This is a genomic window from Actinoallomurus liliacearum, assembly GCF_039542035.1.
GTDB classification, from domain to species: domain Bacteria; phylum Actinomycetota; class Actinomycetes; order Streptosporangiales; family Streptosporangiaceae; genus Actinoallomurus; species Actinoallomurus liliacearum.
The window spans coordinates 316,736-328,939 of record NZ_BAABHJ010000040.1; the positions used below are offsets into that span (position 1 = coordinate 316,736).

Genomic DNA, 12,204 nt, shown 5'->3' on the forward strand with positions numbered 1-12,204 from the left:
GTAATCCATCGACGCTCCTCGAGCGTCCTACCATCGGGCGGGATTGTGATGAAGTCTTCCTCCGTCCATAAGGGAGCGAGGGAGGGTCGAAGGCGTAAGGGAGCCACGGCACTGATGATGGGATGCGACCACCTACGCCGGACGCCGCGTTGAGCACGTCCGTCATCGAACCCGGAACCCGCCTCGCCGGTCGGTACCGCCTGGACGACCGTGTCAGCGAAGCGGGCGGTTCCACATTCTGGAAGGCGACGGACGAGATCCTCGCCCGTTCGGTCGCCGTGCTCACCTTCGCGCCCGGCTTCCCTCGGGTGAACGACGTGGTGACCGCGGCCCGCGCCGCGAGCCGTCTCACCGACCCGCGCCTCACCCAGGTCTTCGACGCCGATGACAGCGGCGAGCGGGCGTACGTCGTCAGCGAGTGGGTCACCGGCGAGACCCTCGAGGACCTCCTCGCCCAGGGGCCCATGGAGTCCGACCGGGCCGCCGCCTTCCTGCTCGAGGCCGCCGAGGCGCTGACCTCCGCGCACGCCGCGGGCCTGGCCCACCTCTGCCTCACCCCGCACAATCTCGTCTGGACCAGCGGCGGCACCGTCAAGATCACCGGACTGGGCGTCGAGGCCGTCCTGTCCGGGGCGGAGTCCGACACGCCGGCACTGGACGACGTGCAGGGGCTCGGCGCCATGCTGTACGCCGCGCTCACCGGTCACTGGCCCGGCGGCGAGGGCACCGTCCTGCCGCCCGCGCCGACCGGTCCGGACGGACGACCGCTGCTGCCGAGCCAGGTCCGCGCGGGCATCCCGCACAACCTCGACGCGGTCGTCGGCCGGGCGTTGGGCCTGGCCGTCCACGGCGCTCCGGAGCGGTTCGACTCCCCCGCGGCCTTCGCCGACGCCCTCGCCAAGGTCCCCCGGTCCCCGCTGCCGTTCGTGCCGCTCGTCGGCTCGACGCCGCCGTCGGTCGTGTCACGGCCCGACAGCAACCCGGACGGTACGGCGAAGATGTCCGCCACGGCGGCCCAGCCGATCCCGCCGGTGCAGACCGTGCCGGACAGCGCCCGGATGCGCCCTCCGCAGCCACCACAGCGGCCGCAGCCGCCGCAGCACACGACCGGCGGTCACCGGGCCGGGGGCGGCCAGGGCGGCTCGTTCAACAAGCCTCTCGTGGCCGTCGTCGTCGTGGTCGTGCTCATCGTGGTCGCCGTCGGCGGCTGGGCCCTCTCCCAGATGAGCGACGGCAACGGCGACAAGAACGCCAAGGGCGGGACACAGACCAGCCCGGTACAGCCCCCGTCGCCGAAGGTGAGCGAGCTCAAGGTGGATCATGTCCTCCTGGACAACGATCCCCCGCACGAGGACACGACCGCGCCCAGGGATCTCGACAAGGCCACCGACAAGAGCAAGTCGAGTTACTGGTCCACGCAGCACTACTACGGCGCCGACTTCGGCGGGCAGCGTTCAGGCATCGGCCTCGTCCTCGACATGGGCAAGACCGTGACGGTCGACAAGGTCACCGTGAGCATGCCGGACGGATCTCCCGGCCGAGTCGAACTCCACGTCGGGGACTCCGCCAAGGCCTCGGGCTCCAGCACGCAGGACACCGGTGACGCGGTCGGGACCTTCACCCTGAAGGGGAAGCAGGCCAAAGGCCAGTACGTCATCTTGTGGTTCACCAAGCTGCCCCGTGCCGGCATGTTCCAAATCAAGGTGAAAGACGTCACCGTGTACGGAGCGGGCTGAGCCGCCCCGGCGGTGATTACGCTTCCGAAACACGAACAGCCGTCGCGTCACGGCTCCGATCGGAGTACCTCAGAACGGATCGGGGTGATCCGGTCACAGGGGGCGTGACGGTACCGGTACGGCTACCATCGTGAGCGTGTTGATGCCCCCCTGCACCATGCAATCCCCGGTGCGCCGGAAACGGCGCCGGGAAAGCAAGGGGGGCTCAGGGGGAACACGCTGGGCGAGGCGGTACACCATCGGCGGGGTCGCCGGTTACGGAGCGGGCTGACGAAAATGGCGGTCATACGCGGGGGACATTCGATCGAGGCCGTTCCGGACAAAGAGCTGCTGTCGCGGCACGCGAATGGCGACCCGTACGCGTTCTCCGAGCTCGTACAGCGGCACCGCGACCGCATGTGGGCGGTCGCGCTTCGCACGCTCGGCGACCACGAGGAGGCTGCTGACGCCCTCCAGGACGCCTTCCTGTCGGCGTACCGCGCGGCCGGCCGGTTCCGCGGTGACGCGGCCGTCACGACCTGGCTGCACCGCATCGTCGTCAACGCCTGCCTCGACCGGATACGCCGGCGCTCCATCCGGCCGGTCGTGCCGATGGGCGACGACGCCACGCTCGACTCCGTCGCGCCGAAGAACTCCGACCCCACCTCCACCCACGAGCTGTCGCTCGACGTGAACGAGGCGCTGCAGCGCATACCCTTCGAACAGCGGGCGGCGCTCGTACTGGTCGACATGATGGGGTACGCCGTCGACGAGGCCGCCAGGGTCCTGGAGGTCCCGCCGGGCACCATCAAGAGCCGGTGCGCACGCGGCCGCGCCCGTCTCGCACCGCTTCTCGGGCACCTACGGAACCAGGGACGCGGCTCGGGCGTCGAATCTGCGGAGGAAGGAGGTGGCACATCCGCGTGACTGCCGCACACCTTGACTACGAAGCGCTGGCCGACCTCGCCGAGGGGATTCTCGACGATGCCACGGCCACATCCGCAGAACAACACCTGACCGAGTGCGCCGAATGTCGTGATCGGGCCACTGAGGTCGCGGACGTGTCCCGCGTTCTCGCGGAGGCACCCACCCCGCCGATGCCCGCACACCTGGTCGAGCGCCTCGACGCGGCGATCGCCGCCGAGGCGGCGTCCCACGTGCCGGTGCATCGGCACGCCCGGCGATTTCAGTTCCTCGCCGCGGCGGCGGCCGCGGTGGTGGTCGTCGGCGGTGGGGGAGTCATCGCCCGCACTGTCCTGGAGAACGGCGACTCCAACAGCGCGACGGTCTCCCAGCGACCGGTGGAGGATCCCTCTCGTCCGCGTACGGGAGGCGCCCGGGCCCAGCCTCGGCCGGCCCGGTCCGTTCCGTTCACCGCCGTACGGAGCGGGACTCGCTACACCTCGGCCCAGCTCGAGTCGCAGGTCGCCTCGGCACTGTCCACGTCGACCGCCGACCGCGCGCTGAACGCGGTGACCCCCGGGTCGTTGGCGGACTGCGTCGGCCGGGTGAGCGGCGGGAAGGCCCCGCTGCTCGTCGACTCGGCCACCTACGAGGGCCGTCCGGCGACGGTGATCGCGCTGCCGGGTGCCGATGCCGGGCATGCCGACGTCTGGATCGTCGGAGCGAAGTGCTCCGCCGATGACCCGGACCTGATCGCGCACCGGCAGATCACCCGCTGATCCTGGCGCGTCGCAGGCCGCATCGCCCTCGTGCTCGCCGGGCGGTGCGGCCTGCGACGTGTACGCGCGGGATGACCTGCGCGTGTGCATGAGCGGGAATCTCCGCGCCCTAGGATCGGTTTAGGCCACTGCGAGCGGAGGCGACCGGACGAACGGGACCGGGCCCGGCTTCGCGGACGCGATCAGAGAGAGGCACTGTGGTGAGCGACGTCCGGAACGTGATCATCATCGGTTCGGGGCCGGCGGGGTACTCCGCAGCGATCTACGCGGCCCGAGGGGACCTCAGACCACTGGTCTTCGAAGGCTCGGTGACCGCCGGTGGCGCGCTGATGAACACCACCGACGTGGAGAACTTCCCGGGCTTCCCCGACGGCATCGTCGGCCCTGACCTGATGGACAACCTGCGCAAGCAGGCGGAGCGCTTCGGCGCCGAGCTGGTCGCCGACGACGTGACCGAGGTCGACCTGAAGGCCACGCCCAAGGTCGTCAAGGTCGGCGACGAGACCCACCTGGCCAAGGCGGTCGTGATCGCCACCGGGTCCAAGTACCGCGAGCTCGGCCTGCCGAAGGAGAAGCAGCTCTCGGGCCGTGGCGTCTCCTGGTGCGCCACCTGCGACGGCTTCTTCTTCCGCGACAAGGACATCGCGGTGGTCGGCGGCGGCGACTCCGCCATGGAAGAGGCGATCTTCCTCACCCGGTTCGCCCGGTCGGTCACCATCATCCACCGGCGTGACAAGCTCCGGGCCAGCCGGATCATGCAGGACCGCGCGTTCGCGAACGAGAAGATCAAGTTCGCGTGGAACAGCGAGGTCGCCGAGATCCTCGGCGACGAGAAGCTGACCGGCGTGAAGCTTCGCGACGTGGACACCGGCGAGGAGCGCACCCTCGAGCTGTCCGGACTGTTCATCGCGATCGGCCACGAGCCGCGCACGGAGCTGTTCGCCGACCAGCTCGAGCTGGACGAGGAGGAGTACCTCCGCGTCGCGGCGCCGACGACCCACACGAACATCCCCGGCGTCTTCGGAGCCGGTGACGTCGTCGACCACCGCTACCGCCAGGCGATCACCGCGGCCGGCACCGGTGCCGCGGCGGCCATCGACGCGGAGCGCTGGCTGCAGGACGAGGGACTCGCGGAGCTGACGCCGCAGGATTTCTCCTCCGTTCCCAAAATCGGCGCCTGATCCCGGATTTTCCCGGCCTCCCGCGGCCTGGACGGCGGTGGCCCCGTGCGAAAGCACGGGGCCACCGCCATTTCATGCCCCTAGCCTGCGGAAACTCGCCACAGCCCCGCTGGCGGGCGATCGCCGCCGTCCTGGTGTGATGGGGCCGATCCGGGGGGTTGATCGCCTCAGCGCCCTCTCAGGCCCCATTATGCCCATCTGGCGCTGGGCAGGCTCTCCGATCTGCTCCATGGGCCGCTGCCGGGCGAGTTGATCTGCAATCGGGCGGCGTGTCGCCTTGCGCACCGCCGTCTCATCCGCATTTCGATGATCATCATGGCGTCGGCGTCGGCGTCGGCGTCGGCCGCCCACGCCCCAAGGCGGCGTGTTCACACCACGGTGGACGGTTCTGGTCACCGCGCTATGGGATGGACGCCTCACCGACCGCCGCCAGCAACTCGATGGGAAATTCCGGATCGCCTTGCCCGACGGTGACCGCGACCCACCGGGTGGCGTCCGGCTGTCGCCAGACGAGCATCTCGCCGCTGAGCTGACACAACGAGCTGATCGGTTCCGGAACCGGGTCCTCACTCCACAGGTAGGGCTCCAGATCGATCGCCTCGGGTCCGCCCCAGCGCGCCGTCAGCGCCGCTACCAGCGCCTGGAAAGCGGCGTCGATCTCTTTCTCGGCCGCTTCAACGGTCTCTTCACTACGGTCCTCCCAAAAGCCCTGGCTGGCCCGTAGGACGCGCACGTGGTAGCCCGGTCCGCTGGCACCGTCTCCTTGTTGCGTCTCGTTCGGCGGAAAAGGAAGGGCGAGCAGACCGCCGACGATGGACTCCAAATCCTGCGTTGCCACGCCAAGAGACTAAACAGCCGGTGAAGGTATGTGGTCACCGCACTAGGTCATCGACTCGCCGGCGGCCGGCCGCGCGCGAGCTCCCGGTCGACCGAGTCCGTCCCCGCGGGCGTACCTCGGCATGACCGATGGCTGCGGCCAGGCCGTCGCGCAGTCCGGCGAGGACCGCCTGTATAGGTGGGCGGCCTGGCTGCCGACGGCGGACGGTCGCCACACGGCGCTCGGCGTATCCACCTCGGCCACGCCGGCGCTAGGCGGCGAGCACTGGATGTCGGATGTGGGCGTGGGCACCGGGCGGCGGCTGCTGCAGCGCGCTCGTCGATCGGCCGGCCCCGCGCAGCGCTCGGCGGGGCCGCCCTCGCCTCGCCGTCAGGAGCGGGTGGCGGGCCTGAGACGCCGTCAGACGGGTCGGAGGGCGCCTTCCGGGGACATGGAGCCGAGGAGCCGTTCTAGGGCGACCTCGACGTCCTCCCGCCAGGAAATGGCGGACTTGAGCTCGAGCCGCAGGCGCGGGAACCGGTGGTGCGGCCGCACGGTCTTGAAACCGACCGCCAGCATGTACTCGGCCGGCAGGACGCAGCCGGGCTTCTCCCACTTGAGATCGCCGAACGCCTCGATCGCCCGAATACCCCGCCGGGTCAGGTCCTTGGCCATCCCCTGGACGAGCATCCGCCCGAGCCCGCCGCCCTGGAACTCGGGCAGGATGTACGCGGTCATCAGGAGAGCGGCGTCCGCGCTCGCGGGGCTCGTCGGGAAGGCGACGGAACGCGGCACGTACAGCGGCGGCGCGAACAGGACGTAGCCCGCGGGCACTCCGTCGACGTACACGATCTTGCCGCAGCTCCCCCATTCGAGGAGCGTGGCGGAGATCCACGCCTCCTTCTCCAGCTCCGTGTTACCGCAGTCCTCGGCTCGCTGTTTGCTCACCGGATCGAGCTCCCAGAACACGCAGCTGCGACACCGCGATGGCAGATCATCAAGATTGTCGAGCGTGATATTCACCAGACGACGCGACACCGGCCAGGCCCCCTTCTCGGGCGGAGCGCCTTCATTCCCCGAGACCTATTCCCGCTCAGCAGGAGCTTAGAGCTACGGTTCGATCCACCGCTGCCGGAACGGATGGCCGGTGTTTCACGTGAAACCATCCGTCCGGACGGAGCTATGCGGGTGGGTGATTGCCCGGCGTCATCGCGTCGACGATCCGCTCGAGGTCCTCGAGCGTGGCGAACTCCACCACGATCTTTCCCTTGCGCTGGCCGACGTCGACGCGCACCTTGGTCTCGTAGAGCTCCGAGAGCTCGGAGGCGAGCTCCCTGATACGAGGGTTCTCCGGCCCGCTCGGCGCCTTGCGCCGGGTCGCCTTCTTCGTCTCCCCGCCCTCTCCCAGGGTGATCAGCTCTTCGACGGCCCGGACCGAGAGGCCCTCTTCGACGATCCGCTTCGCCAGGTACTCCTGCTGTTCGGCGCTCTCCAGGCCGAGGAGCGCTCGCGCGTGGCCGGCGCTGAGGACCCCGGCGGCGACGCGCCGCTGGACGACGGGCGGCAGGTTCAGCAGCCGCAGGGTGTTGGTGATGTGCGGCCGGGAACGCCCGATCCGGGCGGCCAGCTCCTCGTGCGTCGCGCCGAAGTCGTCGAGCAGCTGTCGGTACGCGGCGGCCTCCTCCAGCGCGTTGAGCTGCTGCCGGTGGAGGTTCTCCATGAGGGCGTCGCGCAGCAGGTCGTCGTCGCCGGTGTCCCGGACGATCGCCGGGATCTTCTCCAGCTCCGCCAGCTTGGAAGCGCGTAGCCGCCGCTCGCCCATGATGAGCTCGTAGCGGTTCGGGCCGACCTCGCGGACGACGACCGGCTGGAGCAGGCCCACGATTTTGATCGAGGCGGCGAGCTCCTCCAACGCCACTTCGTCGAACGTGCTCCGTGGCTGCCGCGGGTTCGGAGTGATCTCCGCGAGCGACAGCTCGGCGAAGTGCGCGCCCGCCACCGCCTGCGGCTGGGGCGCACCGTCGAGCGGACCCGAGTCGGCGGCCCCGGTCGGCGGCGACGCCGGCTGTGCGGGCGCCGTCGGGATCAACGAGCCCAGTCCCTTACCCAGACCCCGGCGTGGCTGGCTCACTTCGTACCTTCCTCAGCACTGCGTCCCTGTGAAGCATCACCCATCGCGACCGAGGCCCTAACGCGCCCCGGTGCCCTGCGGCTCGTCATTCGCCGGCCTCCGCGCCCCGGTAGGCCATCTCACGGGCCGCCTCCGTGTAAGCCAGCGCACCGCTGGAACTCGGGTCGTAGGTCAGCACCGACTCGCCGTAGCTGGGCGCTTCGGAGACCCGGACGCTCCGGGGGATGACCGTGCTCAGGACGAGCTCCCCGAAGTGGCTCCGCACCTCGTCCGCGACCTGTGCCGCCAGCCGGGTCCGCGCGTCGTACATCGTCAGGAGGATCGTCGACACGGCGAGGTTCGGATTGAGGTGCTGCCTGACGAGGTCCACCGTGTGCAGGAGCTGCGTGAGCCCCTCCAGGGCGTAGTACTCCGTCTGGATCGGGATGAGCAGCTCGTCGGCGCCCGTCAGGGCGTTGACGGTGAGCAGGCCGAGCGACGGCGGGCAGTCGATGAGGACGTAGTCGAACTTGCCGGTGTCGTACGCCTCCAGCGCGCGGCGCAACCGGCCCTCTCGCGCCACCATCGGTACGAGGTCGACCTCAGCGCCCGCGAGATGCAAGGTGGCCGGCGCGCAGTAGAGATTCGGCAGCCCTTCGGCCGGAACGACGATGTCCTCGAACGGCCCGCCTTCAAGGATGACGTGATACACGGACGGGATGTCCGCGTGATGCTCGACGCCCAGTGCGGTCGACGCGTTCCCCTGAGGGTCGAGGTCGATCACCAGCACCCGTGAGCCGTGCATCGCCAACGCGGCCGCCAAGTTCACGGTGCTGGTCGTCTTGCCGACGCCGCCCTTCTGGTTGGCGATCGTGATGATGCGGCACTTAGGCGGTCTCGGCCACTCCTTCTCATCCCGCTTGGCAACCGCCTTGAACGCGGCCGCAGTCGCCCGCACCATCGGCCGCGCTGTTTCACGTGAAACATCGGCCGACTTAAGCGCCTCACTTACCAACTTCGACTCCCCATGGACCGGGACACGTTGCGACGTCTCATTGACAGGATCGGCAGCGGACGGGGCTTCCGTGACGGCTTCCCGGACCGCCTGCCCCTCGGACTCGGAGACAGTGGCCGCCTCGGAAGGCGCCGCCGGCGAGGCCGGCGTCTCCGGGGGCGCGGCGGCCGGTGCTGCCGCCGCCGGCACCGGGGCCGCCTGCGGCGCCGTGGCCGATGCCACCGACGCCGGCCCGGCCTGAGCGGGAGGAGCCACGGCCGACGATGCGGCGGAGGACGCCGCCGTCGTGGTCGGCGCCGCCGGCGGCCCCGGATCCCCGGTCACCGCCGTGGACGGAGGCGCGACCGCCGACGCGCCCGGCCAGCCGAGTCCCGACGATTGTCGTGGAGACGCTCCCGCGCGGTCCGGCCAGCCCAAGCCCTCTGCTGTCGTCAAGGCTCGTCACCTCTTCCGTTCGCCGCGCCGGCGCCCGCCGCGACGAGAACTCGTCCGTCTCCCCGAAGGCTGCGGAGCCTTGCCGGCGACAACACGGACGATCGTCGTCGGAGGCTCGACTTTACCGTGACCCACCTGGAGGACCTCTGCGTCGCGAACGCCGAATTCACTCAGAATCGCGCTCGCCTGCTCGAGTTCCGCCGCCGCGCGCTCACCCTTCAGCGCCAGCAGCTCACCACCCGGCCGCAGCAGAGGCAGCGCCCAGCCCGCCAGCCGCTCCAGCGGCGCCACCGCGCGCGCCGTGACGACGTCGACGGCGAACTCGTCGGCGGCCTCCTCCGCCCGGGCCCGGCGTACCTCGACGTTCGGCAGCCCGAGAAGGTCGACGCACTCCTGCAGGAACACGGTCCGGCGAAGGAGCGGTTCGAGGAGCGTCACCGACAGGTCCGGACGGGCGATGGCCAGCACGAGTCCCGGCAGCCCGGCGCCCGAGCCGATGTCGACGACGGTCGCGTCGGCCGGGATCACCTCCGCCATCACGGCGCAGTTGAGCAGGTGCCGCTCCCACAGGCGATCGACCTCCCGCGGCCCGATAAGCCCGCGTTCGACTCCGGGACCGGCGAGGAACTCGGCGTATCTCTCGGCGGAAGGCAGCGCGTCGGCGAAGATCTCGCGAGCGATCGACGGCGCAGGAAGTAGTGCCATGGCTAGCGGCTCAGAAACTTGGTATGGGTCCCCACAGTGATGGAATGCTTCCACATCGCATGGCCTCCCGGAAACGCCGACCCGCGCGGCCAGGCCCGCGTCCGCCACGTCGGCCCTACCCGCGAACCCGACAGAGGCCGCGAACCGCCCTCGATGGCCGTGTTCAAGAGCGCGGCGGAGGCCGCAAAGCGCTTCCCGTGGCCGTACTCGCGAACGCGGCGAAGCCACCAGAGCGCTCCCGGTGGCCGTGCTCGCGAGCTCGGCTGAACCGCCAGAGCGCTCCCGGTGGCCCCGGACGCCCGCCCGGCGCGTGGCCGTACCCCACGCACGGCGATCGGGGCATTCTGTCCGATAGTGGGAGGAACAGGCGTTTCACCGGTCGACCCACCCTCCCCACAAGGAAATCTCGGCCCTGTGCATATCTCCCGTGGGTCGGGTACGACTCCCGCTGGCCGATCCATCCCCGGAAGGAGCCGTCTCAGATGGGCATCGGAACAGGCCTGGCGTTCATCGCGATCGGAGCGATCCTCGCCTTCGCCTTCAATTTCCACGTCAGCGGGATCGACATCCAGATGATCGGATGGATCCTGATGTTCGTCGGCGCCGCGTGGCTGGCCATCACGTTCGCCTACACGCGTCCGCGTCGCCGCCGGCAGGTCGCGCAGATCGTCGAGGACGATCCGGTCTTCGTGACCCGGGAGGAGGAGCGGCCCACGGTCGTCGTCCAGGAGCCTGCGCAGCGCGCGGAGTCGCCGGTTCGCCCGCGGCCGGTTTCGGGAGGTCGCAACGTCACGAGGTATGAGCCGGAATAAGCCGACACGATCCGCCGTGGGCTGACCGGCCACACCGTCAGAACGAGCAACGGCCCCGCCACTCCCTGAGTGGCGGGGCCGTTCTGCTCACGGTCGGCGCGACGGGTCGGTGCCCGCTCGGCCGTGCGGCGGCGGTCGTCCGGGTTATTCGGCGTAGACGACGACGTACCGGTTGGGCTCCTCGCCCTCCGACTCGCTGCGCAGCCCCAGGGCGGCGATCGTGTCGTGGACGACCTTGCGCTCGAACGGCGTCATCGGCGACAGGGCCTTCGGCTCGCCGGTGCGCTTCACCTCTTCACCGACCTCGGTGCCGAGCTTGGACAGCTCCGACCGGCGGCGCTCGCGGAAGCCGCCGACGTCGAGCATGAGCCGGCTCCGCTCGCCCGTGCGGCGGTGCACCGCCAGGCGGGTCAGCTCCTGGAGGGCCTCCAGCACCTCGCCCTTGCGTCCGACCAGCTCGTCCAGGGTGGCGCCGACGACGGACACCAGGGCCCGCTCGCCCTCGACGTCCATGTCGATGTCGCCGTCGAGGTCGGCGATGTCCAGCAGGCCCTCGATGTAATCCGCCGCGATTTCGCCTTCCTGCTCGAGCGCCTTGATGTCGACCTTCACGGTCTCCGCGGTCTCGGCTTCGGCTTGGCTCACTCCGGGCTCCTCTTGCGTGCTGCGGCTGGACTGGGAAATCACGCTATCGCTTCCGCTTGCTCCGCGACTGGCGTGTCGGCTGGTGGCGTTCGACCTTCGGCGTGTCGTCCACCGGCTCCTCCGCCGCGGCCTCCTCCTTGTTCTTCGCCTTACCCACGAGCGCGCTGCCGGTCGCGGGCTTCACCGCACCGTTCTTGACGGCGGTACGGGAGGTCTTCGCGGCGCCGGCCTTGGCGGTCCCGGCCTTGGCCCCGGCGGCCGGCTTGGCACCCGGCTTGGCGGTGGCGGCGGTGCCGTTGCCCTGAGCGTCGGGCGTCGGCATCGGGTACTTCTTGTACACGTAGTGCGACTGGGCCAGAGTCCAGGAGTTGGTGGTGACCCAGTAGATCAGAACGCCCAGCGGCAGCGTGAGGCCGAAGAGTCCGAACAGCGGCGAGAGGTACACCAGGTACTTCTGCGACGCCATCATCGGGTTGTCGGCGGTCATCGTCTGCATCGACCGGCCGACGCTGGACTTCATCGTGAAGAAGGTGGTGGTCGAGCTGATCACCACGGCCAGGCCGGTGACGACCATCGCGCCCACGTGTCCGCTGGAGAAGGCGTCCTTGAACGTCGACGGGATGTGCGCGCCGAAGATGTGGGCGTGCTGAGCGCTGGCGATCAGATCGGCCGAGATGCCGTACTTCGACTGGCCCGGCTTGGTCGTGGAGATCGCGCGCAGCACGTTGTACAGCGAGATGAAGATGGGGAACTGCACCACCAGCGGAAGGCACCCGGACAGCGGGTTGGCGCCCGCCTCCTGGTAGAGCTTCATCATCTCCTGGTTGAGGCGCTGCTTGTCCTTCTTGTACTTCTTGCGCAGCGCCTGGACCTGCGGCTGCAGTTCCTGCATCTTGCGGGACGCGTGGATCTGCTTCACGAACAGCGGGAAGATGATGATCCGCATGAGGACGGTCAGCAGGAAGATCGACAGGCCCCACGCCCATCCGCTGTCCGCCGGGAAGATCAGGCTCAGGCCGGCGTGGATCTGTACGATCACCCACGCTACGGCCTCGAACAGCGGACTGAGGAAGCTGAGACTCACCGG

At 69.7% G+C, this 12,204-nt stretch carries 13 protein-coding genes; 6 read left to right on the top strand and 7 right to left on the bottom strand.

The window, feature by feature from the left end; translation table 11 throughout:
• Positions 1 to 122 precede the first annotated feature (122 nt).
• From ABD978_RS40030 to trxB, 4 genes are all read left to right on the top strand, one after another.
• On the top strand, positions 123 to 1,736 hold the full coding sequence (locus tag ABD978_RS40030; protein WP_345366273.1) for a protein kinase family protein: 1,614 nt from the start codon (positions 123 to 125) through the stop codon (positions 1,734 to 1,736).
• Between the two features lie 276 nt (positions 1,737 to 2,012).
• The gene (gene sigM / locus ABD978_RS40035; protein WP_345366275.1) at positions 2,013 to 2,642 is read left to right on the top strand and encodes an RNA polymerase sigma factor SigM; all 630 of its coding nucleotides are present in this window, start codon (positions 2,013 to 2,015) and stop codon (positions 2,640 to 2,642) included.
• Positions 2,639 to 3,397, top strand: coding sequence for an anti-sigma factor (locus tag ABD978_RS40040; protein WP_345366277.1), 759 nt, complete (start codon positions 2,639 to 2,641; stop codon positions 3,395 to 3,397). The genes sigM and ABD978_RS40040 overlap by 4 nt, the downstream gene beginning before the upstream one ends.
• A gap of 200 nt (positions 3,398 to 3,597) precedes the next feature.
• Positions 3,598 to 4,578 (top strand): thioredoxin-disulfide reductase, encoded by a 981-nt coding sequence (gene trxB, locus ABD978_RS40045; protein WP_345366279.1) that lies wholly within the window; start codon positions 3,598 to 3,600, stop codon positions 4,576 to 4,578.
• A gap of 400 nt (positions 4,579 to 4,978) precedes the next feature.
• Here the strand turns inward: trxB and ABD978_RS40050 are convergent, their stop codons facing one another.
• From ABD978_RS40050 to ABD978_RS40065, 4 genes are all read right to left on the bottom strand, one after another.
• Complete coding sequence (locus ABD978_RS40050) at positions 4,979 to 5,416, bottom strand: hypothetical protein (protein ID WP_345366281.1); 438 nt, start codon at positions 5,414 to 5,416, stop codon at positions 4,979 to 4,981.
• Positions 5,417 to 5,815: 399 nt separating this feature from the next.
• Positions 5,816 to 6,343 carry a GNAT family N-acetyltransferase gene (locus ABD978_RS40055; protein ID WP_425550819.1) on the bottom strand — a complete coding sequence of 176 codons (528 nt, stop codon included), beginning with the start codon at positions 6,341 to 6,343 and terminating at the stop codon, positions 5,816 to 5,818.
• Positions 6,344 to 6,575: 232 nt separating this feature from the next.
• A complete protein-coding gene (locus ABD978_RS40060) occupies positions 6,576 to 7,526 on the bottom strand; it encodes a ParB/RepB/Spo0J family partition protein (protein WP_345366285.1) in 951 nt (316 codons plus the stop codon).
• Between the two features lie 85 nt (positions 7,527 to 7,611).
• Positions 7,612 to 8,466, bottom strand: a complete 855-nt coding sequence (locus ABD978_RS40065) for a ParA family protein (protein WP_345366287.1) — start codon at positions 8,464 to 8,466, stop codon at positions 7,612 to 7,614.
• Positions 8,467 to 8,590: 124 nt separating this feature from the next.
• On the opposite strand from ABD978_RS40065, the gene ABD978_RS40070 reads away from it, so the two are divergent.
• On the top strand, positions 8,591 to 8,761 hold the full coding sequence (locus ABD978_RS40070) for a hypothetical protein (protein ID WP_345366289.1): 171 nt from the start codon (positions 8,591 to 8,593) through the stop codon (positions 8,759 to 8,761).
• Positions 8,762 to 8,961: 200 nt separating this feature from the next.
• On the opposite strand, the gene rsmG is transcribed toward ABD978_RS40070, so the two are convergent.
• Positions 8,962 to 9,660 carry a 16S rRNA (guanine(527)-N(7))-methyltransferase RsmG gene (gene rsmG / locus ABD978_RS40075; protein ID WP_345366291.1) on the bottom strand — a complete coding sequence of 233 codons (699 nt, stop codon included), beginning with the start codon at positions 9,658 to 9,660 and terminating at the stop codon, positions 8,962 to 8,964.
• Positions 9,661 to 10,142: 482 nt separating this feature from the next.
• Between rsmG and ABD978_RS40080 the strand changes: the two genes are divergently transcribed.
• A complete protein-coding gene (locus tag ABD978_RS40080) occupies positions 10,143 to 10,472 on the top strand; it encodes a DUF6458 family protein (protein WP_345366293.1) in 330 nt (109 codons plus the stop codon).
• Between the two features lie 144 nt (positions 10,473 to 10,616).
• On the opposite strand, the gene ABD978_RS40085 is transcribed toward ABD978_RS40080, so the two are convergent.
• Positions 10,617 to 11,117, bottom strand: coding sequence for a Jag family protein (locus ABD978_RS40085; protein WP_345366295.1), 501 nt, complete (start codon positions 11,115 to 11,117; stop codon positions 10,617 to 10,619).
• A gap of 43 nt (positions 11,118 to 11,160) precedes the next feature.
• Positions 11,161 to 12,201, bottom strand: a complete 1,041-nt coding sequence (yidC, locus tag ABD978_RS40090; RefSeq protein WP_345366297.1) for a membrane protein insertase YidC — start codon at positions 12,199 to 12,201, stop codon at positions 11,161 to 11,163.
• Positions 12,202 to 12,204 lie beyond the last annotated feature (3 nt).

Coding starts and splice junctions, on each gene's coding strand:
- ABD978_RS40030 (WP_345366273.1), top strand. CDS start 123: ATGCGACCACCTACGCCGGACGCCGCGTTGAGCACGTCCGTCATCGAA.
- rsmG (WP_345366291.1), bottom strand. CDS start 9,660: ATGGCACTACTTCCTGCGCCGTCGATCGCTCGCGAGATCTTCGCCGAC.
- ABD978_RS40080 (WP_345366293.1), top strand. CDS start 10,143: ATGGGCATCGGAACAGGCCTGGCGTTCATCGCGATCGGAGCGATCCTC.
- sigM (WP_345366275.1), top strand. CDS start 2,013: ATGGCGGTCATACGCGGGGGACATTCGATCGAGGCCGTTCCGGACAAA.
- ABD978_RS40065 (WP_345366287.1), bottom strand. CDS start 8,466: ATGGTGCGGGCGACTGCGGCCGCGTTCAAGGCGGTTGCCAAGCGGGAT.